The organism is Nocardia abscessus (assembly GCF_015477775.1).
Lineage (GTDB): Bacteria > Actinomycetota > Actinomycetes > Mycobacteriales > Mycobacteriaceae > Nocardia > Nocardia abscessus_A.
In genome coordinates, this window is sequence record NZ_JADLQO010000006.1 from 253,948 (window position 1) to 279,427 (window position 25,480).

The 25,480-nt window shown below is 69.3% G+C and carries 20 protein-coding genes; 13 read left to right on the plus strand and 7 right to left on the minus strand.

Features of this window, described 5'->3' with window-relative positions; translation table 11 throughout:
- The first annotated feature begins 80 nt into the window (after nucleotides 1–80).
- Entirely contained in the window at nucleotides 81–1,535 is a 1,455-nt protein-coding gene (locus tag IU450_RS18350) for a serine hydrolase domain-containing protein (protein WP_195150960.1), read from the plus strand.
- 107 nt (nucleotides 1,536–1,642) lie between these two features.
- The gene (locus tag IU450_RS18355) at nucleotides 1,643–2,038 is read left to right on the plus strand and encodes a sterol carrier family protein (protein ID WP_408638804.1); all 396 of its coding nucleotides are present in this window, start codon (nucleotides 1,643–1,645) and stop codon (nucleotides 2,036–2,038) included.
- A 45-nt stretch (nucleotides 2,039–2,083) separates the two neighbouring features.
- On the opposite strand, the gene IU450_RS18360 is transcribed toward IU450_RS18355, so the two are convergent.
- Nucleotides 2,084–3,352: a YhgE/Pip domain-containing protein gene (locus IU450_RS18360; RefSeq protein WP_195151089.1), complete on the minus strand. Its 1,269-nt coding sequence runs from the start codon at nucleotides 3,350–3,352 to the stop codon at nucleotides 2,084–2,086.
- A gap of 215 nt (nucleotides 3,353–3,567) precedes the next feature.
- On the opposite strand from IU450_RS18360, the gene purF reads away from it, so the two are divergent.
- From purF to purM, 6 genes are all read left to right on the plus strand, one after another.
- On the plus strand, nucleotides 3,568–5,157 hold the full coding sequence (purF, locus tag IU450_RS18365) for an amidophosphoribosyltransferase (RefSeq protein ID WP_195150962.1): 1,590 nt from the start codon (nucleotides 3,568–3,570) through the stop codon (nucleotides 5,155–5,157).
- Nucleotides 5,158–5,422: 265 nt separating this feature from the next.
- Complete coding sequence (locus tag IU450_RS18370; protein ID WP_195150963.1) at nucleotides 5,423–7,036, plus strand: ABC transporter substrate-binding protein; 1,614 nt, start codon at nucleotides 5,423–5,425, stop codon at nucleotides 7,034–7,036.
- 125 nt (nucleotides 7,037–7,161) lie between these two features.
- Entirely contained in the window at nucleotides 7,162–8,172 is a 1,011-nt protein-coding gene (locus IU450_RS18375; protein WP_228834796.1) for an ABC transporter permease, read from the plus strand.
- Nucleotides 8,172–9,215, plus strand: coding sequence for an ABC transporter permease (locus tag IU450_RS18380; protein ID WP_416382883.1), 1,044 nt, complete (start codon nucleotides 8,172–8,174; stop codon nucleotides 9,213–9,215). The genes IU450_RS18375 and IU450_RS18380 overlap by 1 nt, the downstream gene beginning before the upstream one ends.
- Entirely contained in the window at nucleotides 9,208–10,899 is a 1,692-nt protein-coding gene (locus IU450_RS18385; RefSeq protein ID WP_195150964.1) for an ABC transporter ATP-binding protein, read from the plus strand. Before IU450_RS18380 ends, IU450_RS18385 begins: the two co-directional genes overlap by 8 nt.
- 131 nt (nucleotides 10,900–11,030) lie before the next feature.
- Nucleotides 11,031–12,107, plus strand: a complete 1,077-nt coding sequence (gene purM / locus IU450_RS18390) for a phosphoribosylformylglycinamidine cyclo-ligase (protein ID WP_195150965.1) — start codon at nucleotides 11,031–11,033, stop codon at nucleotides 12,105–12,107.
- Between the two features lie 147 nt (nucleotides 12,108–12,254).
- Here the strand turns inward: purM and IU450_RS18395 are convergent, their stop codons facing one another.
- From IU450_RS18395 to IU450_RS18410, 4 genes are all read right to left on the minus strand, one after another.
- Complete coding sequence (locus IU450_RS18395; RefSeq protein WP_043686525.1) at nucleotides 12,255–12,464, minus strand: DUF3073 domain-containing protein; 210 nt, start codon at nucleotides 12,462–12,464, stop codon at nucleotides 12,255–12,257.
- A gap of 174 nt (nucleotides 12,465–12,638) precedes the next feature.
- On the minus strand, nucleotides 12,639–13,592 hold the full coding sequence (locus IU450_RS18400) for an asparaginase (RefSeq protein ID WP_195150966.1): 954 nt from the start codon (nucleotides 13,590–13,592) through the stop codon (nucleotides 12,639–12,641).
- Nucleotides 13,589–14,305, minus strand: coding sequence for an MOSC domain-containing protein (locus tag IU450_RS18405; protein WP_195150967.1), 717 nt, complete (start codon nucleotides 14,303–14,305; stop codon nucleotides 13,589–13,591). The genes IU450_RS18400 and IU450_RS18405 overlap by 4 nt, the downstream gene beginning before the upstream one ends.
- Nucleotides 14,306–14,406: 101 nt before the next feature.
- Nucleotides 14,407–15,522, minus strand: coding sequence for a YgfZ/GcvT domain-containing protein (locus tag IU450_RS18410; protein WP_416382884.1), 1,116 nt, complete (start codon nucleotides 15,520–15,522; stop codon nucleotides 14,407–14,409).
- A 182-nt stretch (nucleotides 15,523–15,704) separates the two neighbouring features.
- On the opposite strand from IU450_RS18410, the gene IU450_RS18415 reads away from it, so the two are divergent.
- From IU450_RS18415 to IU450_RS18435, 5 genes are all read left to right on the plus strand, one after another.
- Nucleotides 15,705–16,625 carry an aminodeoxychorismate lyase gene (locus IU450_RS18415; protein ID WP_195150969.1) on the plus strand — a complete coding sequence of 307 codons (921 nt, stop codon included), beginning with the start codon at nucleotides 15,705–15,707 and terminating at the stop codon, nucleotides 16,623–16,625.
- Between the two features lie 491 nt (nucleotides 16,626–17,116).
- The gene (locus IU450_RS18420) at nucleotides 17,117–18,610 is read left to right on the plus strand and encodes a cytochrome ubiquinol oxidase subunit I (protein ID WP_195150970.1); all 1,494 of its coding nucleotides are present in this window, start codon (nucleotides 17,117–17,119) and stop codon (nucleotides 18,608–18,610) included.
- Between the two features lie 9 nt (nucleotides 18,611–18,619).
- Nucleotides 18,620–19,651 carry a cytochrome d ubiquinol oxidase subunit II gene (gene cydB / locus IU450_RS18425; RefSeq protein WP_195150971.1) on the plus strand — a complete coding sequence of 344 codons (1,032 nt, stop codon included), beginning with the start codon at nucleotides 18,620–18,622 and terminating at the stop codon, nucleotides 19,649–19,651.
- Nucleotides 19,652–19,655: 4 nt separating this feature from the next.
- Nucleotides 19,656–21,464, plus strand: coding sequence for a thiol reductant ABC exporter subunit CydD (cydD, locus tag IU450_RS18430; RefSeq protein ID WP_195150972.1), 1,809 nt, complete (start codon nucleotides 19,656–19,658; stop codon nucleotides 21,462–21,464).
- Between the two features lie 193 nt (nucleotides 21,465–21,657).
- Nucleotides 21,658–23,601: an ATP-binding cassette domain-containing protein gene (locus IU450_RS18435; protein WP_416382885.1), complete on the plus strand. Its 1,944-nt coding sequence runs from the start codon at nucleotides 21,658–21,660 to the stop codon at nucleotides 23,599–23,601.
- A 675-nt stretch (nucleotides 23,602–24,276) separates the two neighbouring features.
- On the opposite strand, the gene IU450_RS18440 is transcribed toward IU450_RS18435, so the two are convergent.
- Both IU450_RS18440 and IU450_RS18445 read right to left on the minus strand, forming a co-directional pair.
- Complete coding sequence (locus IU450_RS18440; protein WP_195150973.1) at nucleotides 24,277–24,984, minus strand: FABP family protein; 708 nt, start codon at nucleotides 24,982–24,984, stop codon at nucleotides 24,277–24,279.
- Between the two features lie 190 nt (nucleotides 24,985–25,174).
- Complete coding sequence (locus IU450_RS18445) at nucleotides 25,175–25,480, minus strand: DUF1416 domain-containing protein (protein ID WP_043686601.1); 306 nt, start codon at nucleotides 25,478–25,480, stop codon at nucleotides 25,175–25,177.

Sequence of the window (25,480 nt, forward strand, 5' to 3'; positions counted from 1 at the left end):
ACGGTTGCGCACACCGTTCCTATATGGGTACAGTGTGCGCATGGAGCGCACACTGTGCGCACAATGATGGGAGCGAAGCGATGACGAACACGATGAACTGGGACGAGACGGGCGCGTGGCAGGTGCGCGGAGATTGGGGCAGCACGGATTCGGCCGGACGCCGGTTCTCCGTCGCGCGCTGGCAGGCGAGGTTGGACAGGCTGCTCGCCGAGCACCATGTGCCGGGTGCGGCGCTGGCCGTGCTGGTGGACGGACAGGTCTACGAGATCGCCGGCGGCGTCCTGCACCGGGGGACGGGAGTGCCGGTCACCACCGACTCGGTGTTCCTCTGCGGCTCGATCGCCAAGGTGTACACCGCGACGCTGATCATGCGGCTCGTCGACGCGGGCGAGCTCGACCTCGACGCTCCGGTGGCGGACGTCCTGCCGGAGTTCGCCACCCCTGACGAGCGGGCGACGGCGACGATCACCATCAGGCAGCTGCTCAGCCACACCGGCGGTGTCACAAACGATTTCAACCACGACACCGGCCGCGGCGACGACTGCCTCGCCGCATACGTCGAGGCGGCACGGGACGTGGCGCTGGATTGCGCGCCCGGCACGGCGATGTCCTACGGCAGCCTCGGCTACGTGGTGCTCGGTCGGGTCGTGGAAGTGCTCACCGGGAAGACCTGGGACCAAGCGGTGCACGACATGCTCGCCGTTCCGCTCGGACTCGACCGGCTCGTGACACTGCCCGAGCAGGCGCTGAAATTCCGGGTCGCGATGAGCCACCTCGGGGCGGCGGGCGTCGATCCGGACCCCGCGCCGGAGTGGGATGTGATGCCGCGCAGTGTCGCTCCGGCGGCCCGGGTGATCACGTCGGCGGGCGACATGGTCCGCTTCGCCCGCATGCATCTCGACGGCGGGCGGGCCGCGGACGGCTCCGAGGTGCTGTCGGCCGCATCGGTCGCCGCGATGCAGCGGCGCGAGGTCGACGTCCCGGACAAATGGACGGTCAGCGCCGACGGCTGGGGTCTGGGATGGACCCTCTACGACTGGGACGGCGTCAAGGGATTCGGCCACGACGGCGCGGCCATCGGTCAGTACGCGTACCTGCGGGCGGTGCCCGGAGCGGGAGTCGCGGTGGCGCTGCTCACCAACGGCGGCGGCGCGCGTCCGCTCTGCTCGGCGCTGTTCGGGGAACTGCTCGCCGAATTGGCGGACGTTCGGGTGCCGGACGCGTTCGGCCCGGCCGACCCGCCGGTCGCGGTGGACATCGCTCCGTTCGTCGGCACCTACCGGCGCGCGGGCGTGGTCATCACCGTCACCAAGCGGGACGACGGCACCGGCCACATGCTCTACGAGTTCGTCGACGGAATGGCAGGCATGTCACCCGCACTGAGCATGGACCTGACCCCGGTCGGTCCCACCGTGTTCGCCGCCTCCGGCGCGGGCCCGTCCTTCAGCGAGGACTACATGCCGGTCGTCTTCGCCACCCTCGCCGACGGCACCGAGTGCTGCTACGTCGGCATGCGCGCCACACCGAAGGTATGACCTCGGTCCACCTCTCCCAGTTGCCCGGTTCTCCGCACCTTTTCGAAGGAGGTGAGGCGCCGGGCAGCCGGGCTGAGCGGAACGAGTGGGGAAGTAGGGTCGGGACCGTGGCAGGACGAGGGACGGTCGACCCGGCGCAGATGCGGGCGGCGGTGGCGGTGGTGAGCGAGTGGTTGCGTGACGAGTCGGTCGATGCCCCTGCGCGTCCCGAGCTCGCGGCGGCGGTGCGGACGACGGCGCGGTCGTTGGCAGCCTCCGCGCCCGGGCATTCGGTCGAGGTCCGGGTGCCCCCGTTCGTCGCGGTGCAGTGCATCGAAGGTCCGCGGCACACCAGGGGAACCCCGCCCAACGTCGTCGAGACCGACGCCCGCACCTGGCTGCTGCTGGCCACCGGCCTGCTCGAGTTCGACGCCGCCCTCGCCTCCGGCGCGGTCAGCGCCTCCGGCACCCGCGCGGCCGAGATCGCCCATTGGCTACCGATCGCCCGGGCGACGACCGACTGACCTCGCGCGCAACCTGGTGCCCCGCCGTTCCGGCGGGCGGACGACTCACACCTGGACGATGTTGCGGCGCTCGAGGCCCTTGCGGTCGTAGAAGCGGGTGACCGCCGCGCCGAAGACCAGCCCGATCGCGAGCCCGAGCACCGCCATCCACACGCCTCGGGTGAGTCCCGCCTCGAACTTCGCGTCGAAGTACAGGATCGCCCGCACACCGAGGAACACCTGGTGCATCGGTTCGAAGGAGGCCAGCCAACCGAAATACCGCGGCGTCGCCTCGATCGGCACGGTGCCGCCGGAGGACGGCAAACCCAGGATGACGAACAGGATCAGGTTCACCAGCAGGCCCGCCGAGCCGATGGCCGCCAGCATGGACAGCCCGGTCACGCCCACAGCGGTCAGCGCGAGCGCACTGTAGAGGTACAGCGCGAGCGGATTGCCGATCGGCATGTCCAGCAGCTTGCCGACGACCAGGAACACCACGGCGACGATGTTCGCCGCCAGCACGAACACGCCCCACTTGATCAGCAGCGTCTTGAACCGCGAGATCGGCGTGGGCGGATAGTGCACGTACCACGGCCCGTATTCGGTGGGCACGAAGCCGAGCTGCGCATCGATCATCGTGTGGATGACCATAGCGCCGACCACACCGGCCAACAGCAGCAGCAGGGCGTAGAAGAACGCGGTCAGGCCTTGGCCGCTACCGTGCGGCAGTGGGTGGTACTGCTGCTCGACCACCTCGATCGGCGATGCCAGCGCGACCTTGGTCGCGCCGGTCAGCTCGGGCGCGGGCGGGCCGCCGGGGCGCGGGGCGAGCTGCGCGTTCACCTGGTCGAGCAACTGCTTGCCGACCTGCTTGTTCACCTCGGTCAGCGCCTCGTCGCCGACTCGGAGCACGATCTGGGTGCCGAACGCGCCGGTGCGCGGGTTGGTCTGCAGCGTGATGGTCGGCCGCTGGATATCGCCCGGTATGACACTGCCCACACCCAGATTGCCGAGCCGCTTGCTGAAATCACCCGGGATGACGATCGCGCCGTAGACCTGTCCGGACTGCATCTGGCGCTCGGACTCACTGATACCGAGCACGCGCAGGTCGACCTTGTCCGATGGCACTCCCGAGGCCAGCGCTTCGGTGATCTGATTGCCGAAATTGACCTGCTGCTTGCTGTCCCCGCTGCCGATGGTGTCGCCGACGTCCTGGTTGACCAGGGCGATCGGGAAATCGTGCAGGTTCTTCTCCGGATCGACGACATAGTCGAGGTACATGATGCCCAGCAGCGCGGTGAGCAGGCTCAGCACCGCCAGCGGAAAGAGCACCATCCGCGACCATGGCCTGCGCCCCGCGCCCGCTCCCGGCTCGGTCTTGCTCGCGTCGTCCGTAGTCGTCACGGTGCGCACCGTAACAGTTGCGGGCGCCGGAAATAGTCCGGTTCGGTCACCCTGGATTGCTGCCCGGATGCGGCGGCGTGCGAGTGCGCCGCCGTCCACCCGTAGAATGAATTCTGCCCCCAGCCCGCCCGAACAGGGAGCAAACGGTGACCAACGCCGAACTGCCGGTCGACAGCATTTCCGCCCCCTCTTGTCCCGCCCCGGACGTCGATGAGAACGAGCCGCGCGAGGAGTGCGGAGTGTTCGGAGTCTGGGCGCCGAGTGAAGAAGTGGCGAAGCTCACGTATTACGGGCTCTATGCCTTGCAACACCGCGGGCAGGAGGCGGCGGGCATCGCGGTGTCGGACGGATCGCAAATCCTCGTCTTCAAGGATCTGGGTCTGGTCAGCCAGGTGTTCGACGAGCAGACGCTGGCGGCCATGCCGGGTCACATCGCCGTCGGTCACTGTCGTTACTCCACGACGGGTGGGGTGACCTGGGAGAACGCCCAGCCCATCTTCCGCACCACCGCCGTCGGTTCCGGACTTGCCCTGGGGCACAACGGCAATCTGGTCAATACCGCCGAATTGGCAGGCCGCGCACGCGAACTCGGCTTGCTCGCCTCCGTTCGCGGCGGACGCCCGCAGCCCGCCGCGGCCACCTCCGACTCCGACGTCGTCACCGCGCTGCTCGCGCACGCCGCCGCCGATTCCAGCATCGAGCAGGCCGCGATGCAGCTGCTGCCCACTTTGAAGGGCGCGTTCTGCCTGACCTTCATGGACGAGCACACCCTCTACGCCGCGCGCGACCCGCACGGGGTGCGCCCGCTGTGCCTGGGCAGGCTGGAGCGTGGCTGGGTCGTTGCCAGCGAGACCGCAGCGCTGGACATCGTCGGCGCGGCGTTCGTCCGTGAGATCGAGCCCGGCGAACTGCTGGCGATCGACGCCGACGGCGTGCGCTCGATGCGCTTCGCCAACCCCGAGCCCAAGGGTTGTGTCTTCGAGTACGTGTACCTGGCCCGGCCGGACAGCACCATCGCCGGGCGGTCGGTGCACGCCACCCGGGTGGAGATCGGCCGTCGCCTGGCGAAGGAGCATCCGGTCGAGGCCGACTTGGTGATCCCGGTGCCCGAGTCCGGCACGCCCGCCGCCGTCGGCTACGCGCAGGGTTCGGGGGTGCCCTACGGCCAGGGCCTGATGAAGAACGCCTACGTCGGGCGCACGTTCATCCAGCCGAGCCAGACCATCCGGCAGCTGGGCATCCGGCTCAAGCTCAATCCGCTGCGCGAGGTCATCCGGGGCAAGCGCCTGATCGTCGTGGACGACTCGATCGTGCGCGGCAACACCCAGCGCGCGCTGATCCGGATGCTGCGCGAGGCGGGCGCGTTGGAGATCCACGTGCGGATCGCCTCGCCGCCGGTGAAGTGGCCGTGCTTCTACGGCATCGACTTCGCCTCGCGGGCGGAGCTGATCGCCAACGGCGCGGGGACCGAAGGCGACGTCGCCGACATGGTCGAGGGCGTGCGCCGTTCGATCGGCGCCGACACGCTCGGCTACATCTCCTTGGACGGCATGATCGCCGCGACCGAGCAGCCGCGCTCGCGGCTGTGCGCCGCGTGCTTCGACGGCAACTATCCGATCCCGCTGCCCACCGAGGCCGCCATCGGGAAGAACGTGCTCGAGGGCATGCTCACCGGCCAGTCCGAAGCAGAGCTGTTGGGTAAGAACGCGAATGCGAGCGCGCTGAGCCGTCCGTAACCCTTTTGCGAATGCCGCCATCCGGTGTCGCGCACCGTGATCTGGCGTGCTCGAGCCATCACAACCGCCAATTCTGGACGTATGACCGGTTTTCCCGGCGTCGGAGGCGTTGCGCATAACACCTGCTGACGACGCCGCGGAATTTCTTCGGAAACGTAACGTGCCGAAAATGCTTCGTAGGTACGGTGCCGATCAGATCGGAAGTTCACCCGTGTCCGCACCGGGCCAGGAGAACGCGGTGCGGCGCTCGAGAAGTGGGGCCGTGATGAGGAATTCGAGGGTTGGCCGACGTGCCGGGACGCGAACCATCGCCACCGTCGGCTTACTGGCGCTGGCGGCGTCGGTGCTGGCGGGCTGCGGTTCCGGACGAACCGGGGAGGGAGGTGACGGCGCCGGACTGGTGGCGGGCACCACCGACAAGATCTTCTCGCTCGATCCAGCGGCCGCTTACGACAACGGGTCGCTGGTCGCCGAGACGCAGATCTACCAATACCTGCTCAACTTCGCGCCCGGCGACCCGACGCCTCGGCCGGACGCGGCGCAGAAGTGCGAGTTCACCGCGCCGACGGTGTACACCTGCACGTTGAAGGACGGCCTGAAGTTCGCCAACGGCAACCCGCTCACCGCAACCAGCGTGAAGTTCTCCTTCGACCGGATGCTGCGGATCAACGACCCGAACGGGCCCGCGTCGCTGCTGGGCAACCTGCAGAAGACCGATGTGGTGGACGCGCGCACCGTCGCGTTCACGTTGAAGGTGGCCGACGACCAGACCTTCCCCGCGATCCTGCCCACCCAGGCGGGTCCGATCGTCGACGAGAAGGTCTACGCGCCGGACAAGGTGATGCCGGACGAGGACGTGGTGCGGGCCAAGGGCTACTCCGGTCCGTACACCATCGCCGCTTACGACAAGAACAAGCTGGTCGAGTACCAGGCGTTCGCCGACTACAACGGCATCCTCGGCACCCCGAAGACCAAGACGGTGTCGACGAAGTACTACGCCACCACCGACAATATGAAGCTGGACCTGCAGAACGGGTCGCTCGATGTCGGGTACCGGTCGTTCACGCCCACCGACATCGAATCGCTGCGCCACGACGGCAGAGTCGCCGTGCACGAGGGGCCCGGTGGCGAACTGCGTTACATCGTGTTCAACCTGAACACCATGCCGGGCGGCACACCGGAACAGAAACTGGCCGTGCGCAAGGCGGTCGCGTCCACCGTCGATCGGGCCGCGCTGGCCGACAGCGTCTACAAGAAGACGTATCTGCCCGCGTATTCGTCCGTGCCGCAGGGCATGCCGGGCGCGGCGGAGCCGTTCAAGGACATCTACGGAGCCCAGCCGAACAAGGATCAGGCGGCGAAGTTCCTCGCCGACGCCGGGGTGACGACGCCGGTCGAGCTGAAACTCCAGTACAACCCCGATCACTACGGTTCCAGCAGCTCCGAGGAGTACGCGGCGATCAAGTCGCAGCTGGAGGCCACGGGTTTGTTCCGAGTCGACCTGCAATCCACCGAATGGGTGACCTACCAGCGGGAACGAGCGCGCGACGCGTACCCGGTCTACCAGTTCGGCTGGTTCCCGGACTTCCCGGACCCGGACAACTACCTCTCGCCGTTCTTCGGTCCGAACAACTTCCTGCAGTCGCATTTCGAGGACTCCGGCATCTCCGCGCAGTTGATCGCCCAGGCGACGCAGCCGGACAAGGACAAGCGGCTCGCCCAGATCGGTCAGGTGCAGCGTGACCTCGCGCAGAACTTCCTGCCGATCGTCCCGCTGCTGTCCGGCAAGCAGATCGCGGTCGCTGCCACGGGCGTGCAAGGCGTGCAGCAGACGCTGGATTCGTCGTTCAAGTTCCGCTATACGGTGCTGAGCAAGTGAGTTCCGGCGACGCAGCCGGTGCCGGGACGACCACTGCGCAGGGGAACGTGCGCACGCCGGTCCCGGCCCGGCGGTTCGGGCTGCCGCGACGGGGCAAGGGCGGCGACGATTCGCGTTACCGGGCGCTGCTGCGCTACCTGGGCGTTCGCCTGCTGCTGATACCGGTGACCGCGTTGATCCTGGTGACGGTCGTGTTCTTCCTGATGCGTGTGGTCGGCGACCCGATCAGCGCGGCCATGGGCGGGCGCATGACCCAGGAACAGATCGAGGCGCGAAAGGAGGCGGCCGGGCTCAACCGGCCGATCCTGGCCCAGTACTGGGACTACCTCTCCGGACTGCTGCGCGGAGACCTCGGGCGCTCGCAGGACAACCGCGAGATCAGCGAGGTGGTGCTCACCTACGGCGCGGCTTCGCTGGAGCTGGTGTGCTGGGCGTTGGTCGTCGCGTTCGCGATCGGCGTCCCGCTGGGCAGATACGCCGCGACCCACCGGGATTCGGCCGCCGACACCACGTTGCGGCTGCTGGCCATCCTGTTCTACGCCGCGCCGGTGTTCTTCGTCGGATTGCTGTTGAAGCTGGTTTTCGCCGTGCAACTGGGCTGGCTGCCGGTCGCGGGTCGGGCGAGCACCAATGTGGAACTGCGATTGCAGCACGTCTCGCCGAAGACGAACATCATGGTGATCGACGCGATTCTCTACGGCGACACCGGATATCTGCTCGACGTGCTGAAACACGCGGTGCTTCCGGCCATCGCGCTCGGCCTGCTCACCGCGGGCATCTTCCTGCGGCTGGTGCGGATCAACCTGATCCAGACCCTCCGCGCCGACTACGTGGACGCGGCACGGGCGCGCGGCCTGTCCCGGCGCGTGGTGACCGGGCGGCATGCCTTCCGCAACGCGATGATCCCGATCGTCACGGTGATGGGCATGCAGATCGCCATGATGCTCGGCGCCTCGGTGCTCACCGAGACCACCTTCGAGTGGAAGGGCCTCGGCTACCAGTTCGCGCAGTACCTTTCGGCTCGCGACTTCATCGCCGTGCAGGGCATCGTCGCGTTCATCGCGCTCATCGTGGCGGTGCTGAGCTTCGTGGTGGACGTGCTGGTGGCGCTGATCGATCCGAGGGTGAGGTTCTGATGACCGCTCCGGAACTGCTGAACGAACCGCTGGTCACGCCACCTGTCGCGCGCCGGGGTGTGCCGGGCCTTCGGCTGTTCGCCATGACCGCGGGTTTGCAGCGCGCGACGCTGATCCTCGGGCTCGGACTGGTCGGCGTCTTCGTCGTCGCCGCCGTCTTCGCCCCGCTCATCGCGCCGTACGGATTCGCCCAGAGCGCCGCCGACGGAGTCGATTTCGTCCGGCATCAGGCGCCGTCGGCTGAGCACTGGTTCGGCACCTCGGTGCGGGGGGAAGACGTGTTCTCCCGGGTGATCTACGGTGCGCGGACCGCGCTGTGGGTGATCGCGATCTCGCTTGTGCTCTCGCTGTTGATCGGGGTGCCGCTCGGGCTGCTGTCCGGCTATCTCGGTCGATGGCCGGACCGAATGCTCGTGCTGTTCATGGACGCGATGTACGCGTTCCCGACGCTGCTGCTGGCGATCGTGGTGTCCATCGTGGTCGCGGGCGGGCGCTCGACCAGCCTGGGCGGTGTGCTGTCCGCGGCGGTGGCCATCACGGCGGTGTTCGTGCCGCAGTACTTCCGGGTGGTGCGCAACGCGACCGTGGCGGTGAAGCAGGAGCCGTACGTGGACGCCGCCCGCGTGACCGGCGCGTCCACCACGCGGATCCTGTTCCGGCACATCCTGGCCAACGTCACCCAGTCGCTACCGGTGATCGTCACGCTCAACGGGTCGGAGGCCATCCTCACCCTGGCCGGCCTCGGGTTCCTCGGTTTCGGCATCGAACCGACCCAGGCCGCGGAGTGGGGTTTCGACCTGAACAAAGCGCTGTCGGACGTCTCCAACGGCATCTGGTGGACCGGCGTCTTCCCCGGCGTCGCCATCGTGCTCGTGGTGCTCGGCATGACCCTGGTCGGCGAGAGCCTCAACGAAGTGCTCAACCCGATCCTGCGCACTCGCCGTGCGGCGGCGGTGGCGGTCCCGGCGGCCGCCGTCACCGAAGTCGTTCCGGGAGGGCGGGACGCCGTGGACACCGACCGGAAGGACACCACCGATGTTTGAGCCGACCGCGACAGATCGTCCTCGCCCCGCCCTGTCCATCGAATCGCTGTCGGTCACATTCGCCACCGACGGCGGGCCCGTGCACGCGGTCACCGACGTCTCCTACGAGGTCTATCCCGGGGAGGTGCTGGCCATCGTCGGGGAATCCGGCTCGGGCAAGTCGGTGAGTTCCCGCACGGCGATGGGATTGCTGCCGCAGACCGCGACGGTGCGCGGCCTGGTCACCCTGGGTGCCGAGCAGGTCACCGCGATGAGCGAGAAGCAGCTCACCGCACTGCGCGGCGGCGCGATCTCGATGGTGTTCCAGGAACCCGGCCTGGCGCTCGACCCGCTGTTCACCGTCGGCTTCCAGATCGGCGAGGCGCTGCGGGCACACACGAACCTGAGCAAGAAGGCCACGAAGGCCCGCGCGGTGGAACTGTTGCGGCTGGTCGGGCTGCCCGATCCGGAGCATCGGGTGGACTACTACCCGCACCAGCTCTCCGGCGGGCAGAAACAACGCGTGGTGATCGCCATCGCCATCGCCTGCGAGCCGAAGGTGATCATCGCCGACGAGCCGACCACGGCGCTGGACGTCACCGTGCAGGCCGAGATCCTCGCCCTGCTGCGGGACCTGCGCGACCGCACCGGCAGCGCGATCGTGCTGATCACCCACAACATGGGCGTGGTCGCCGATATCGCCGACCGCGTGGTGGTGATGCGCGAAGGCGCGGTGGTCGAGCAGGCGCCGGTGGACGAACTGTTCGCGCGGCCCACCGCGGACTACACCCGTGCACTGCTGGCCGCGGTGCCGCATCTGGGCACCGAGCAGCTCGAGCACGGCCCGTCCGACAGCGCAGGCACCGAGGGCGATCCGGTGCTGGAGGTCTGCGACCTGGTGGTCGAATTCCCCGGCCCGTTCGGCCGGCCGCGGTTGCGTGCGGTGGACGAAGTGAGCCTGCGCATCGGGCGCGGCGAGACCCTCGGTCTGGTCGGCGAGTCCGGATCGGGCAAGTCCACCATCGGCCGCTGCGTCGCGGCGCTGCAACGGCCGACCTCGGGGGTCGTACGGGTGCGTGGCCAGGACATCGCGGGGCTGTCCCCGCGCAAGCTGCGGCCGATCCGGCGGCGCTTCGGCTTCGTCTTCCAGGACCCGGCCAGTTCGCTGAACCCCCGGCTCACCGTGGGCGAGTGCGTGGCCGAACCGCTCATCGTGCACAAGGCCGGAAGTTCCGCGCAGATCCGCGCCAGAGTGCGCCGGCTGCTCGACGACGTGCGTTTGCCCGCGGGCGCCGAACGCCGGTACCCGCACGAGCTGTCCGGCGGGCAGCGTCAGCGCGCCAGCCTGGCTCGCGCCCTGGTGCTCGACCCGGACCTGCTGGTCGCCGACGAGCCGACCAGCGCGCTGGACGTCTCGGTACAGGCGGCGGTGCTGGAGCTGTTCGGTCAGCTACAGCGCGAGTGCGGCTGGGCGTGCCTGTTCATCAGCCACGACCTGGCGGTGGTCGACCAGCTCGCCGACCGCATCATGGTGTTGCGCGACGGTGCGGTGGTGGAACAGGGTGATCGTGATCGCATCCTGCGCGCGCCGCGGGAGGAGTACACGCGGCGCCTGGTCGCGGCGGTGCCGGTGCCCGACCCGGTGCGGCAACGCCACCGCCGGGCCCGGACGGCCGGGTTGTTCGACGGGAACGAGAAGGACTGATGGTCCCCCTGTACGGCTCGCGCTGCCCTATTGTCAAGAGGGCGAGCCAACACCGGTGCGGGGTCGTTATCCGGCTCCGGTAGCGTGAGCAGGCATCTATCCGCCGATTCGGTTTGGAGCTTTCCCCGAAGATGACTGAACAGACCCCCAGTGGTGGTGCCTCGTACGCCGCGGCAGGCGTGGACATCGAGGCAGGTGACCGCGCAGTCGAGTTGTTCGGGCCATTGGCGAAGAAGGCGACCCGGCCCGAGGTCCAGGGCGGCCTCGGCGGTTTCGCCGGGCTGTTCGCGTTGAAGGGCGGCTACCGGGAACCGCTGCTGGCGGCCTCCACCGACGGCGTCGGCACCAAGATCGCGGTGGCGCAGGCGATGGACAAGCACGACACCGTCGGGCTCGACCTGGTCGCCATGGTGGTGGACGATCTCGTGGTCTGCGGCGCCGAGCCGTTGTTCCTGCAGGACTACATCGCCATCGGCAAGGTCGTCCCGGAGAAGGTCGCCGAACTGGTCTCCGGTATCGCGGAGGGCTGCGTGCGCGCCGGTTGCGCGCTGCTCGGCGGCGAGACCGCCGAGCATCCCGGATTGATGGACCCCGACGACTACGACCTGTCCGCGACCGGCGTCGGCGTGGTCGAGGCCGACGCGGTGCTCGGGCCCGACCGGGTCCGTCCCGGCGACGTGGTGATCGCCATGGGGTCCTCCGGTCTGCACTCCAACGGCTACAGCCTGGCCCGCAAGGTGCTGCTCGACATCGACCGCATGTCGCTCACCGGCCACGTCGAGGAATTCGGCCGCACCCTGGGCGAGGAACTGCTCGAGCCGACCCGCATCTACGCCAAGGACTGCCTTGCGCTGATCGCCGAGACCGACGTGCGCACCTTCGCCCACGTCACCGGTGGTGGCCTGGCCGCCAACCTGGCCCGGGTGTTGCCCGCGGGCATGGTGGCCGAGCTGGATCGCGGCACCTGGAACCCGGCGCCGGTGTTCAAGATGATCGCCCAGCGCGGTCGAGTGGAGCGGGCCGAGATGGAGAAGACGTTCAACATGGGCGTCGGCATGGTCGCCGTCGTCGCTCCGGAGGACGTGGACCGGGCGCTGGCGGTGCTGACCGCGCGGCACATCGAGTGCTGGACGCTGGGCACGGTCAAGAAGGCCAAGGACGCCGACGCCGTGCGCGCCGTGCTGGTCGGTGACCATCCGCGGTTCTGACCGCGGCGAAGACACGTCAGAGTCCCGCATCCTCATTCGATGCGGGACTCTGGTGTGTTGCAAGCCTTTTCGGCGCCTGTGACGTCAACCCGCGACAACGATCGAAGGGGGAGGCCCGTCGGCCTCCCCCTTCAGACGTGATCCGAGTCAGCGGCGCCAGTCGTCGTAGTCGTCCTCGTCCCAGCGGGACAAGGAGTCGTCCGCGTCGTGCTCATCGGACAGCACACCACCACTCCGCTGGGAGTTGGGGCTTCCCGAAAGCTCGCGCTGAAGGCTCGCGAAGTCGGTCGACGGCGAGCTGTACTTGAGCTCGCGTGCGACCTTGGTCTGCTTTGCCTTAGCCCGGCCACGGCCCATGGCTGACCCCCTCGCGTCACAGCGGGGCGGCCTGGGGTTTGGTGGCGGCCCCGTTCGAATTAATACTCTTCCTGACAGACACTTTAGCGTGTGTCCGGCGGTCTCGCTTCCAGGAGTGGGTGAAGAACTCCGGAACTGGGCCGTTTGCCCGCTTGTCGCCCCGCCGTGGAATAGCTATACGACCCCGGGTATCGCGCGAATCACACCGACTCGAGCGCCGCCGCCGAGCACCGCGGGGGCTGCCAGCTCCGCGTGCGCATCGGTCCACTCGATCCCCATCCGATGCAGAATCGCCAGCGTCAGCGGCATTCGCGCACGATCGTGGCCGTCATCGATCTTGTACGCGAAAGCCGATCCGTCCGGCAGGGCACCGGCGTGCACGCCGTCCGCGCCGATCTTGCACACCAGGCCGGGGGTGGCATGCATGACGAGCAGATCGGGGGCGTTCGTGCCGGAAATCACTCGCGGATGGGCGCGGATCGCGTCGGCGACCCGGCGTTCGGGTGTGCCGGGCGCAGCCGTCGCCATCGTCGAGAACACCCGCGCGAGATTGATCAACGAGACCGGGATGATCGGCAGTCCACAGCCGTCGATGCCGAGATCGGCTTCCGGCTCACCGGTCAGATCGGCCACCGTGGCGATCACCGCGCGCTGTAGCGGATGCGCCTGATCTTGGTAGCCCTCGGTGGGCCAGCCGTTGACCGCGCAGGTCGCGAGCATCGCCGCGTGCTTGCCCGAGCAGTTCATGTAGAGCGGGTGCGGTGGCAGGCCGCCCGCGAGCAGCTCGGCGCGGGCGCGCTCGTCGTGGGGCAGATCGGCCGGGCACGCGAGGGCCGAGTCGGCGAACCCGAAGCGGTCCAGCAACCTGCGCACCAGGGCAATGTGGTCCGGTTCGCCGTAGTGCGAGGCGGTGGCGACAGCCAGTTCGGCGTCGTCGAGGGGCTCGAAACCGTTGCGCAGCAGAGTGATCGCCTGCATCGGCTTGTTCGTCGAGCGCGGGAAGATCGGCAGGTGCACTTCGCCGAGCTCGCGGGTGGGCTCGCCCGCGGCGTCCAGCACCACCACCGAGCCGCGGTGCACGCATTCGCGGAAGCCCGAGCGGACGACTTCGACCAGTTCCACACTCACAGTCGCGCTCCCGTGCCGAGGTCGTCGGTGTCCGCCGTCGCGTCCCGGTCCGCGGCGGTGCGCGCCGCGTTGGCATGTCGGCGCGCGTGCCGTGCGACCTGCATGCGCACGTCGTCGGAAACGGTCGGCTCGTCGGCGAGCAGGATGGCCAACAGGTCGAGATCGGTGCCGGTGAACACGTCGCGAACGGTGACGCCGTGCTCGGGGACGTGCACCACCGAGATCCGGTCGCCCGCCCCGATCGTTCCCTCGGTGAGCACCCTCAGGTAGGTGCCGGTGTCGCTGCGCAGCGCGAACCGCTTCACCCACTGGCGCTCACCGCTCCAGTGCTGAAACGTCGCGCACGGCACGCGCGGTGCGCTGACCTCGAGCAAGGTGTCGCCGATCGACCAGCGCGCGCCGATCACCGAGTCGCTGACCGGAAGCCCACTGACGCGCAGGTTTTCGCCGAACCACCCGGCGGGCAGTTCGCGGCCGAGTTCCGTGCCCCAGCGGCGGGCGTCCTCGTCGGCGTAGACATAGACGGCCTGGTGCACGCCACCGTGGTGCTTGGTGTCGCAGACGTGGTCGCCGGCCAAACCGAGTGCGCGCACCGCGACCCGCCCCGGTACCGGCCTCTTGTCGATGGCGGTGCGGCCGACCCGTCCCGGCACCTCGAGGTCGGCGTGCACGACGCACGTGGCGAGGACCTCGCCGGAATCACCGACACGCACGGGCAGCGCTCCTCTCGTCACGAATGGGGAGCTCGGCGCTGAGCAAGGGCAGGGATCTCGGCTCCGGAACGTCCCATGCCGGATGGTGGTTCGTCAACAGGTCAGCGCCCGCGCAGCCGGTCGACCGCGATCCGGCCTGCCTGCGGCTCGTCGTCGGCGGGCACCGAGTCGGGATCGATGGCCGCCGCGACCGGGCCCGCGGCCAGCGCGGTGTCGGCCGGAACCGCGCGCTTGACCAGCGCGAGGGCGATCGGGCCGAGTTCGTAGTGGTCGATGACCGTGCCGAGCCTGCCCACCGTGCGGCCGCCCGCGGTGACGTCGTCGCCGGTGGCGGGGCGTTCGTCCGCCGAGCCGTCCAGGTGCAGCAACACCAGGTGCCGCGGAGGTTTGCCGAGATTGTGCACCCTGGCCACGGTCTCCTGGCCGCGATAGCAACCCTTGTCCAGGTGCACCGCACCGTGTTCGGTCACGCCACCGATCCAGTGGGCCTCGTGCGGGATGGTCCGCTCGTCGGTGTCCAGACCGATCCGCGGGCGAACGGCCGCCACGCGCAGCGCCTCGAACGCCCACATCCCGGCGGGTACGGCGCCCGCCGCGGTGAGCCGGGTCCACAGATCGGTCAGTTGATCGCGGGGGATGATCAGGTCGAAGGAGTCAGCCGTCGGCCATGGCATCCGGCGCAGGAAACCGCCGCCGGGCAGCGGCGCCGCCTCGTACACGCCGGGCAGGGCGGCGATGCCGAGCGTTTCGGTCAGGCCGGCGACGCCCGGTCCCAGCAGGCTCAGCACCGCGTGATCCGCGGCGCCGACCGGTTCGGCGTCGGCCCAGAAGACCATCTTCTGCAGGAAGGCCAGCAGGTCGGGTCCGCGCTCGGCCTCGGTATCGATCCAGACGGTGCCGTCGAGTTCGGTGAGCACGAAGTGATGCTGCACCCGGCCGTTCAGATCGAGGTCGAGGTTCTCCGCGGACTGCCGGTCGCCGAGAGCGGCGACGTGCTGACTGGAGATGGTGTGCAGCCAGGTGAGCCGCTCCGCGCCGGTGATGCGCAGGACGAAGCGATGCGAACGGTCGACGATCGCGGCGCGGTCCACCGCGGCGCGCTGTTCGCCGAACGGATCGCCGTAGTGCCAGGCGACGGCGGCGTCTGGTGAACCAGGCGCTCCCGCGACGGCTCCCGACACATTGAGCAGGGGGCTGGGCGCTACGACCACGGACACATCTCCCACTCTAGGCGGGGCCGCCGCGCGGTGCGCGAACCGGGCTGCCACGCCCGAGTCCGGCATAGCGGATCGGCATTGTGCGAGCATTGCGACCGGCGCTGCGGTGAACCTTGACAAAAGGTCTTGCGAAAGCGGCCGTGACATAGGCATTGTCCGCTCCTACCGCCTACGCTCGTCGCATGGTGGATCGAGTTCTGGTAACTCTCGACGGCGCGGTGCGGGATGCGGATGCGCCGTTGTTGTTCGCGGACGATATCGGCGTATTGCGCGGCGACGGTGTTTTCGAAACGGTGCTCGTGCGCGCGGGAGTCGCGTGCGCGATCGAATTTCATCTAGGCAGACTGCGCCGCTCCGCGCAGGCGCTCGATCTACCCGAGCCGGAGCTGGGCAAATGGCGCGAGGCGGTGGAGACCGCGGCCAAGGAGTGGGGCAGCGAGCGCGAAGGGGTGCTGCGGCTGGTGCTGACCCGCGGTCGCGACTCCGAGCTGGCCGGCACACCCGACAAGGTCAAGACCGGCGATCTCGCCGCCGCCGTGCCGGTGCCCACGGCCTTCGTGCTGGTCGCACCGGTGCCCGAGCGTGTGGAGAAGGCCCGCACCGAAGGCGTCGCCGTGGTGACCCTGTCGCGCGGCATCTCGATCGACCTCGCGCAGGCGGCGCCGTGGCAGCTGCTCGGGGCCAAGACGCTGTCCTACGCCACCAACATGGCCGCCCTGCGGTTCGCCGCGCGGATGGGCGCGGACGACGTGATCTTCACCAGTACGGAGAACCGGGTGCTGGAAGGTCCGCGGTCCAGCGTGGTGATCGCGCGCGACAAGCAGTTGATCACCCCGCCCGCGAAGAACGGGGTGCTGCCCGGCGTCACCCAGCGCGCGCTGTTCGCCGAGGCGGAGAAGGCGGGCTGGCAGTGCCGCTACGACTCGCTGTTCACCGCCGACCTGCTCACCTGCGACAGCATCTGGATGCTGTCGAGCATTTCGCTGGCGGCGCGGGTCAATTCGCTGGACGGGCTGCGCATGTCGGCGCCGGACAACGCCGCGGAGATCATCGAGCTGGTCGATCGCGGCATCGAGCGGGCAGGCGCCATCGGCGACTGGTGAACGTTGGTCCGGCTCTCCGGGTATTCATGCCGTACCGGTTGAGTAGCGGGGGATTTGCGTTCAGGTCCTGCGTTGGGGGCGGGGTGGGTTCTGGGCGTGCCCGGTGAGTTACCCATGTGCTCGCGAGATCAGTTGTCGCGTTCGGGAGGCGGTATCGGCGGGCTAGTTGTCGCGTTGGGGAGGCGTGCGGCGGTGTCGGGCGGGTCAGTTGTCGGCGAGATCAGTTGCCGCGTTGCGGTTCAGGCGTGCGGCGGTGTTGACGGGCTGGTGTCCGTGTCCGTGTCCGTGTCGGCGCTGGGCCGATGGCTATGACTCCTGCTGATCGCTGCTGTCCGTGATCTCCGTCCCAGTCGGCGGGGAGGGTGGCGGTGAGCACGGGAAACGGCTGGTGAGGGCGGGGATGTCCGGGTTGCCGTGTTCCAGGACTCATTTTCGCGGGGTGCCTCCGGCGTTAGTCTTACTACGAAACGTCGTAGACACAGGAGGTCGGCTTGAACGCCTTGGACATCTCCCGATGGCAGTTCGGCATCACGACGGTGTATCACTTCCTCTTGGTGCCGCTGACCATCGGTCTCGCGCCGCTGGTTGCGGCCATGCAGACGGCATGGGTCATCACCGGCAAGCAGCACTGGCTGCGGCTGACCAAGTTCTTCGGCAAGCTGTTCCTGATCAACTTCGCGCTCGGCGTGGCGACCGGCATCGTGCAGGAGTTCCAGTTCGGCATGAATTGGAGCGAGTACTCCCGGTTCGTCGGTGACGTCTTCGGCGCCCCGCTCGCGCTGGAAGGCCTGATCGCCTTCTTCATGGAATCGACCTTCCTCGGACTGTGGATCTTCGGCTGGACCCGATTGCCGAAACTGCTGCACCTCGGCGCGATCTGGATGGTCGCGATCGGCGTGAACGCCTCGGCGTACTTCATCGTCGCGGCCAACTCGTTCATGCAGCATCCGGTCGGCGCCCGCTACAACCCGGAAACCGGTCGCGCGGAGCTGGAGAGCATCGTGGAGGTGCTCACCAACAACACATTGCTGGCGGCCTTCCCGCACGTGGTCGCCGGGTCCTTCCTCACGGCAGGCACTTTCGTCGCGGGCATCGCGGGTTGGTGGATGGTGCGCAACGCCCGCGGCGGCGACGAGACGAAACTCGCCGAGGCGCGGGCGATGTGGCGGCCTGCCGCGCGGGCGGGCATCGTCGTGATGATCGTCTCGCTGGCGGGGCTGGTCTACACCGGTGACGTGCAGGGCAAGCTGATGTTCGAGCAGCAGCCGATGAAGATGGCATCGGCGGAATCGCTGTGCCACACCGCGCTCAACCCGGACTTCTCCGTGCTCACCGTCGGCACGCACAACAACTGCGACAGCGTGACGCACGTGCTCGAAGTGCCTTACGTGCTGCCCTGGCTGGCCGAGGGCCAGTTCACCGGTGTGACGCTGGACGGGGTCGTCGACCTGCAGAAGGCCTACAACGAGAAGTTCGGCGTCGGCGACTACCGGCCGAACCTGTTCGTCACCTACTGGTCGTTCCGCGCCATGATCGGCCTGTCGGCGGGTTCGGCGCTGCTCGCGCTGGCCGGGCTGTGGCTGACCCGCCGCGGCCGGGTACCGGACCAGCGCTGGTTCTCGTGGCTGAGCCTGCTGGTCATCCCGACGCCGTTCCTGGCCAACAGCGCCGGATGGGTGTTCACCGAGATGGGACGCCAACCCTGGGTCGTCGTGCCCAATCCCACCGGCGACCCGAACCTGCGCCTCACCGTGCAGCAGGGCGTGTCGAACCACTCGCCGGGCGTGGTGCTGTTCTCGCTGATCGTCTTCACGCTGCTGTACGGCGCGCTCGCGATCGTGTGGTTCTACCTGATGCGCCGGTACGTGATCCACGGACCCGATCCGGCGGCGCCCGCGGCGACCGAGCCGCACGACACGGACGCGTCCTCGGGCGGGCGCCGCACCGAAGAACCCGCCGTCGACCAACTTTCGTTCGCCTACTAGGAGCCGGCGATGAGTCTGCAAGAGATCTGGTTCGTCGTCATCGGCGTCCTGTTCACCGGCTACTTCGTGCTGGAAGGCTTCGACTTCGGCGTCGGCATGCTCATGCCGATCCTCGGCAAGGGATCGGACGCGCGCAGGCGAGCGGTGCTCAACACGATCGGGCCGGTGTGGGACGCCAACGAGGTCTGGCTGATCACCGCGGGCGCCGCGATGTTCGCCGCGTTCCCGGAGTGGTACGCCAGCTTGTTCTCCGGCTTCTATCTGGCGTTGCTGCTGGTGCTCGTCGCGCTCATCCTGCGGATCTGCGCCATCGAGTACCGCGGCAAGATCGACGACCCGCGCTGGCGGGCCCGCTGCGACATCGGCATCGGCATCGGTTCCTGGGTTCCGGCGCTGGCTTGGGGCTGGGTGTTCGCCAACGTGGTGCACGGGGTTCCGCTGAACGAGAAGAAGCAGTTCGCGGGCTCGGTGGCGGACCTGTTCGGACCGTACGCGGTGCTCGGCGGGTTGGCGACCGGACTGCTGTTCGCGCTGCACGGGGCGATGTTCCTGGTGCTCAAGACCGCGGGCGAGGTGCGCGACGACGCCCGGCGCACCGCCCGGCTGCTGCTGGTCCCGACCGTGCTCGTGGTCGGCGGATTCGGATTGTGGACCCAGCTGTCCTACGGGACCGGCTGGACCTGGTTCCCGTTGGCGCTGGCCGTGGCGGGGCTCGTCGTCGCGACAGCGGCCGATTTCGCGCACCGCGACGGGTGGGCGTTCACCGGCACCACGCTGACCGTCGCGGCGGCCACCGCGCTGCTGTTCGGGTCGCTGTTCCCCAACGTGCTTCCCTCGACCATCGATGCGGCATTCGACCTGACGATCCACAACGCGTCCTCCACGCCGTACACGCTGAAGGTGATGAGCTGGGCCGCGGCGCTGGTCACGCCGGTCGTGCTGGTGTACCAAGGCTGGACGTACTGGGTGTTCCGCAAGCGGATCACCGTCGAGCAGATTCCGGCCCCGGTTGGGCTGCCGCTGCGGCACGGGCAGGATTGATGCCATGGCCCGTCCGCCGATCGATCCGCGCCTGTGGCGGTACGCCCGCTCGGCGCGCAGCTACCTCGCGCTGAGCGTCGCGCTGTCGCTGGTCGTCACCGCCGCGATCGTGGTGGCGGCGGTGACGATCGGACGGGTGCTGGCCGGGGTGGTCACCGACCCGGCTCTGCGGTCCCTCGGCGCGTGGACGGTCGAACTGGTCGTGCTCACGCTCGCGATCGCGGGCCGGGTGCTCGCCACCTGGTCGCAGTCCCGGCTGGCCCACCGGGCGGGCGCGAGCGTGGTGGCGGAACTGGAGAGCGCGGTGCTCGGTGCGGGCGCGCGGCTGTCCCCCCGCGAACTGGACACGCGCCGAACGGAATTGGCGGTCGTCGTCGGCACGGGACTGTCGGGGCTGCGCGGCTATCTCGTCGGCTACGTGCCCGCACTGCTGCTGGCGGTGCTGGTGCCGCCGATCGTGCTCGCCGTCATCGCGGCGCACGATCTCACCTCCGGCGTGATCGTGGTGATCACGTTGCCGCTCATCCCGATCTTCATGATCCTCATCGGTCTGCTGACCCAGGGGCGGGCCGAGGCCACGCTCGCGGCGACCACCCGGCTGTCGGACCAATTGCTCGACCTGTTCGCGGGCATGCCGACGTTGCGTGCGCTCGGTCGGGAGACGGGCGTCGCGGAGCCGGAAGTCCCGTCGCACAGCGGTGGCGCCGGGCACGCGCGCACCATGCAGCACCGCGTGCGCGATCTCGGTGACGCGTTGCGGCAGCGCACCATGCGCGCTCTCCGCATGGCCTTCTTGTCCTCGATGGTGCTGGAGATGCTCGCCACGCTGAGCGTGGCCCTGATCGCGGTGTCCATCGGGTTGCGGTTGGTGTTCGGCGAGATGAGCCTCTACGCGGGCTTGGTGGCCTTGGTGCTCGCGCCCGAGGTGTACCTGCCGCTGCGCATGGTCGGCGAACGGTTCCATGCCGCTCAGGACGGAATGGCGGCCGCGGACAAGGCGTTCGCGGTGCTCGAGTCGGCGCCCGGCGAGCAGGCCGGTGCGGGGTCCGGCCCGTTCGAGTCGTCGCGTGTCCATGCGACCGATCGCTCTCCGGCACCGGTGCGCCGCGACCTGGCCGCGCCCGGAACGGTCGAAGTGCGCGGTCTCTCGGTTCGGGCGCGGGACGGGTTCGCGCCCGCGGATCTGTCGGCGACCTTGCGGCCCGGCTCCCTCACGGTGCTCGCCGGACCCAACGGAAGCGGCAAATCGACCGCGGTGCAGGCCGTCCTGGGTTTGATCACGCCCGACCGAGGCACCGTGACCGTCGACGGTATCGACGTCCGCGCACTGGACCCGGACCGATGGTGGGCGCGCGTGGCCTGGCTGCCGCAGCGGCCGGTGCTGGTGCCGGGCACGTTGCGGGACAACCTCGAACTGCTCGGTGCGCGAACGGTGCACCACGCCGCACGCGGCCCGGTCCGCGTCGTCGACGATCTCGAAGCCGCGTGTCTGGCCACGGGTTTCGACGCCGTACTCGATGATCTGCCCGAGCGCTGGGACACCGTGGTCGGCCCCGGCGGCATCGGCCTGTCGCTCGGCCAGCGCCAGCGCCTCGCGCTGACCAGAGTGCTGGCCGCCGACCGCCCGATCCTGCTGCTCGACGAGCCGACCGCGCACCTCGACGCCGCCGCCGAAGCCACCGTGCTGGCCGCCCTCCAGGTCCGCGCCCGCGCAGGCGCGACGGTCGTCGTCATCGGCCATCGCCCCACCGTCCTGGCCGCCGCCGACCACGTCGTCCAGGTCCGTGCCGACCGAGCGGAGGTTTTGCGGTGAGCGCGGGAATGTGCGGGCGCACGACCTCGCGCGGAGCGACCGGCGGCAGCCGGTGGTCGATGATGGCTCGACCGATTCGACGCGCCGACGCGGCCGCGTTGTTCGCTACGCGTACCTGCGGCGCGCCCGAAGACCGGCCGGGCGGCCGAGGTTCGCGAGCCGAGACGAGGGTCGGGCGAGAGGAGCGATCGCGATGACGCGGGCCGTCACACGCGACACCGGCTCCACGGTGTTCGGCGACCTGCGCCGGATGTGGGCGCTGCTGGAGTTGTCCCGCCTGCGCGTCGCGATGGCGATCGGCTGGGGCGTGCTGGCGCTTGGCAGCGGGCTCGGGCTCGCGGCGCTGGCGGCGTGGCTGATCGCGCGCGCCTGGCAGATGCCGCCGGTGCTCGACCTCAGCATCGCCGTCGTGACGGTGCGCGCCCTCGGCATCTCGCGCGGCCTCTGCCGGTACCTGGAACGTCTCGCCACGCACGACGTCGCCCTGCGAGCCATGACCACGGCGCGAACCACGGTCTACCGGACGCTGGCCCGGTCGGATTTCTGGCTGCGCCGACCAGAGGTATCGCGCAGCGGTGACGACCGGCGCGGGGCAACGAAGCCGCCGCGCCGCGGTGATCTCCTGGTCCGGATCGGCAGCGATATCGATGACCTGGGTGCCGTGGTGGTCCGCGTGTTCGTGCCGGTCGCCGTCGCGGTCGTCCTCTCGATCGCGGCGGTCGCGCTCCTGGCCACGATCTCGCCGTCCGCGGCCGCGATCCTGGCGGGTGCGCTGGCGCTGTCCGGCATCGTCGCGCCGTGGTTGTCGGCGAAGGCGGCGTCCGAGGCGGAACGCGCCGTGCGCGCCGACCGGGCGGAGTTCACCGCGCAGGCCCTCACGGTGCTCGACCACGCCGCCGAGTTGCGCGTGGCAGGCCGGCTCGACGCCGCCCTCGCCGCCGCCGGGGCAGCCTCCCGCCGGGCGGTCGCGGCGGAGGATCGGGCCGCCGCGCGCAGCGCGTGGTCGGCCGCCGCCGCGCCGCTGTCGATCGGAGCCGCCGTGCTCGGCGCCCTGCTGATCGGCATCACCCTCTACGGCCCCGACGGCGGCACGGCGGGCGCGATGACGCCCATGGCACTGGTGATCCTGGTTCTGCTGCCTCTGTCGGCCTTCGAAGCGGTCGGCCCACTGGCCGCAGCGGCGCAGGCCCTGACGACCGCCCGTGCGGCGCTGCATCGTCTGGACGGGTTCGAACCCGAATGCGCGTCGGCGGACCCCTGGGCCCGGATGGATACTCCGCTCAGCAGCGACGTTGAGGAGGTCGCTCGGGCCGGGGATGGCCGAGCGGCCGTCCCGGTCTTTTCCGCCGGTCGGGCTGGTCCCGCCGCGCCCGGTGGGACTGCCTCCGGCTCACATCGCGGCAGCGGTGTGGCGCCCCAGGAGGCTCAGGAGGTTTCGGACCGAGGCGTCGACGGTGAAGTCGTTCCGCGGCGGTCCGATGCCGCCTCCGGCGCGGCCCGGCCACTCGACGCGCGCGTGCCGGAAATGCCTCGGGGTCGGCGGATCGCGGTGGTCGGTCCCAGCGGCGCGGGCAAGACGACTCTGCTGATGAAGTGGGCCGGGTTGTTCGACACACCTCGGCCCGACGTCACCTTCTTCGCCGAGGACGCGCACTTGTTCGGCACTTCCGTGCTGGAGAATCTGCGGGTCGCGCGCGGCGATCTGACCGCGGAAGAGGCCGAGAAGGCGTTGCGGACAGTCGGTCTCGGCGACTGGCTGGACGGACTGCCGGACGGAGTGCACACCGACCTGGCCGGGGGAGCGGCCGCCGTGTCGGGCGGCCAGCGACGCCGGATCCTGCTCGCACGCGCACTGGTATCACCGGCGCGGGTGCTGCTGCTCGACGAGCCGACCGAGCACCTGGAGGCCGAGGCCGGGGTGCAGCTGCTGCGCGACCTGCTGGACATCGGCAGCGGCCTCGTCGCGCCCGATCGTGTCGTGCTCGTCGTCACGCATCAACTGCCAGAAGACCATCAGGCCGATGCGGTGCTCCGGATCACCGCATCAGGCGAGGTCACAACGGATTTCGCGGTTGGGGCAGCACCGCGGCGCACCGCCGATTCCGCCCACCGAGAAATTCCGTTGCCGAGTTACTGACGCATCGCTAGATTCGTTCGTACACGAGGAAGGAGGTGGTTCGAGGAATGGATATTCATAGGACACGTGAGGTGGCTGTCCGCTAGCGCCACCGCTGCAGGTGGATTTCGCCCGCGCGAGCGCTGAGCGAATTCCAGGCAGTCACCCGGCCCCCGAGCCCCGGTCTGTCCGACCGGACCCGTGCGACGCAAGAAGCACCGGTAAGGCTCGGGGGCTGTTCTGTTCCGTTCCGCCTCTCCGGGTATTCAGGCCGTACCGGTGGGGTGGGGTGCGGGGTGGTCACAGGTCTTGCGTTGGGGTGGGGGTGGGTTTTGGGCGTACCCGGTGAGTTACCCATGTACCTGCGAGATCAGGTGTTGCGGTTGGTAGGGAGTTGGTGAGGGCAGGGTTTTTGTCTGACGGGTACTGGCGAGGCCAGGGGTTGCGTCAAGCGGGTACTGGCGAAGCCAGGGGTTCCGTTGGGCGGGAGCAGGGGTTGCGTCAGGCGGAACTGGCAGGGAGCAGAGGTTGTGGCGGTAGGAGCCTGGCGGGAGCAGGGGGTATTGCGCCTGTAGGGAGCCAGCGAGAGCAGGTGTCGCGCTGGCGACAGGGAGCCTCGGGGAGGGAGCCTGCGAGAGGGAGTTGGAGCTCGCGGAGGTATGTCTCGGCCGGGGTGGGCGAGGAAGGGCGCCCGGTTCAGCCGATGTAGCGCCGGAGGCGGGCGGAGAGGCGGGGTTCGAGGGGGCCGTCGGCCACCACGCGCTCCTCGACGTAGGCCAGGTCGCCGCCTTCGACGATGCCGTAGAGGCGCTTGGCGCCGCCGACGACGACGCCGGACTGGCTGCGGATCACCACGTCGGTGGCCAGTTCCCAGGACGACTGGGTCAGCGCCTGCCCGTAGAACAGCTCCACGATGCCGCCGCTGTGCGCCAGCAGCAATTCGATGACCTCGTCGTTGCCGTCGATACCGACCCGCCAGAAGCCGCTCTCGCGCAGGTCGGGGCCGCCGTAGCCGCCCTCGGCGTCGATGACCCAGGACCGGGATTCCCAGGCCAGATAGTCGCCGCCGTCGTGCGAGACGACGATCTGCTGACCGAACCGGTAGTCGCCGCGCTCCGGATCGTTGCCCTCGCCTTCGCCGCGCCACACGCCCACCAGGGGAAGCAGTGCGAGCATCGAGGCGCTCAGATCCGGGCCGAGCCGCAGGTTGGCGGTGTCTTCGGGCAGCGGAAGATCCGGCAGGACCGGGATGTTGCGGGCACCGGTCGATTTCGCCCGTTCGGCAGCGTCGGCTACGGCCTCGTCACCGCTACGGCGACCGGCGGAGTCGACCGGAGCGTTGCCGTTCAGTTGTTCACTCGCTCGCTCGGCCGGGTTGGAACCTTCGCTCGCGAGTTCGCTCATGATTCGGTGAACAGCCGGTAGAAGACGTAGAGGCCGAACCAGCCGATCAGCACGGCCACGGCCACCAGCAGAATCTCGAAGAAGAGGACCACGTTCGGAGTCTAACGACCCCCTTGCGACGGCACGCAAACGGCCCCGGTGCTTCCGCGGAGCGGAGAGCGACCGGGGCCGTCGGCTCTGGTGCGGTGGCTTACTTGGCGACCGCGACGTCCACCGAGTGGATGCCCGCCCCTTCGGGGCGCACCTCGGCGGAGCCGTTGCCCGCCGAGGACAGCGCGCGGACGGTCCACGAGCCGGGAGCCGCGAAGAACCGGAAGTCACCGGTGCCCGACGCGACGACCTCGGCGGTGAAATCACCATTGCCGTCGAGCAGGCGCACGAACGCCCCGCCCACCGGCTGGCCGTCGGTGCTCAGGACACGGCCGGTGATGACCGTCTCCTTCTCCACGTCGACTCCGGCCGGGATGGCCTGACCCTGAGTAGGTGCTGCACACAT

Bases quoted from the DNA above. Each gene is read 5' to 3' on its own strand.
- IU450_RS18350 (WP_195150960.1), top strand. From the start codon at position 81: ATGACGAACACGATGAACTGGGACGAGACGGGCGCGTGGCAGGTGCGC.
- IU450_RS18360 (WP_195151089.1), bottom strand. From the start codon at position 3,352: ATGGTGCTCTTTCCGCTGGCGGTGCTGAGCCTGCTCACCGCGCTGCTG.
- IU450_RS18370 (WP_195150963.1), top strand. From the start codon at position 5,423: ATGAGGAATTCGAGGGTTGGCCGACGTGCCGGGACGCGAACCATCGCC.
- IU450_RS18380 (WP_416382883.1), top strand. From the start codon at position 8,172: ATGACCGCTCCGGAACTGCTGAACGAACCGCTGGTCACGCCACCTGTC.
- IU450_RS18385 (WP_195150964.1), top strand. From the start codon at position 9,208: ATGTTTGAGCCGACCGCGACAGATCGTCCTCGCCCCGCCCTGTCCATC.
- purM (WP_195150965.1), top strand. From the start codon at position 11,031: ATGACTGAACAGACCCCCAGTGGTGGTGCCTCGTACGCCGCGGCAGGC.
- IU450_RS18395 (WP_043686525.1), bottom strand. From the start codon at position 12,464: ATGGGCCGTGGCCGGGCTAAGGCAAAGCAGACCAAGGTCGCACGCGAG.
- IU450_RS18415 (WP_195150969.1), top strand. From the start codon at position 15,705: ATGGTGGATCGAGTTCTGGTAACTCTCGACGGCGCGGTGCGGGATGCG.
- cydB (WP_195150971.1), top strand. From the start codon at position 18,620: ATGAGTCTGCAAGAGATCTGGTTCGTCGTCATCGGCGTCCTGTTCACC.
- cydD (WP_195150972.1), top strand. From the start codon at position 19,656: ATGGCCCGTCCGCCGATCGATCCGCGCCTGTGGCGGTACGCCCGCTCG.
- IU450_RS18435 (WP_416382885.1), top strand. From the start codon at position 21,658: ATGACGCGGGCCGTCACACGCGACACCGGCTCCACGGTGTTCGGCGAC.
- IU450_RS18440 (WP_195150973.1), bottom strand. From the start codon at position 24,984: ATGAGCGAACTCGCGAGCGAAGGTTCCAACCCGGCCGAGCGAGCGAGT.
- IU450_RS18445 (WP_043686601.1), bottom strand. From the start codon at position 25,480: ATGTGTGCAGCACCTACTCAGGGTCAGGCCATCCCGGCCGGAGTCGAC.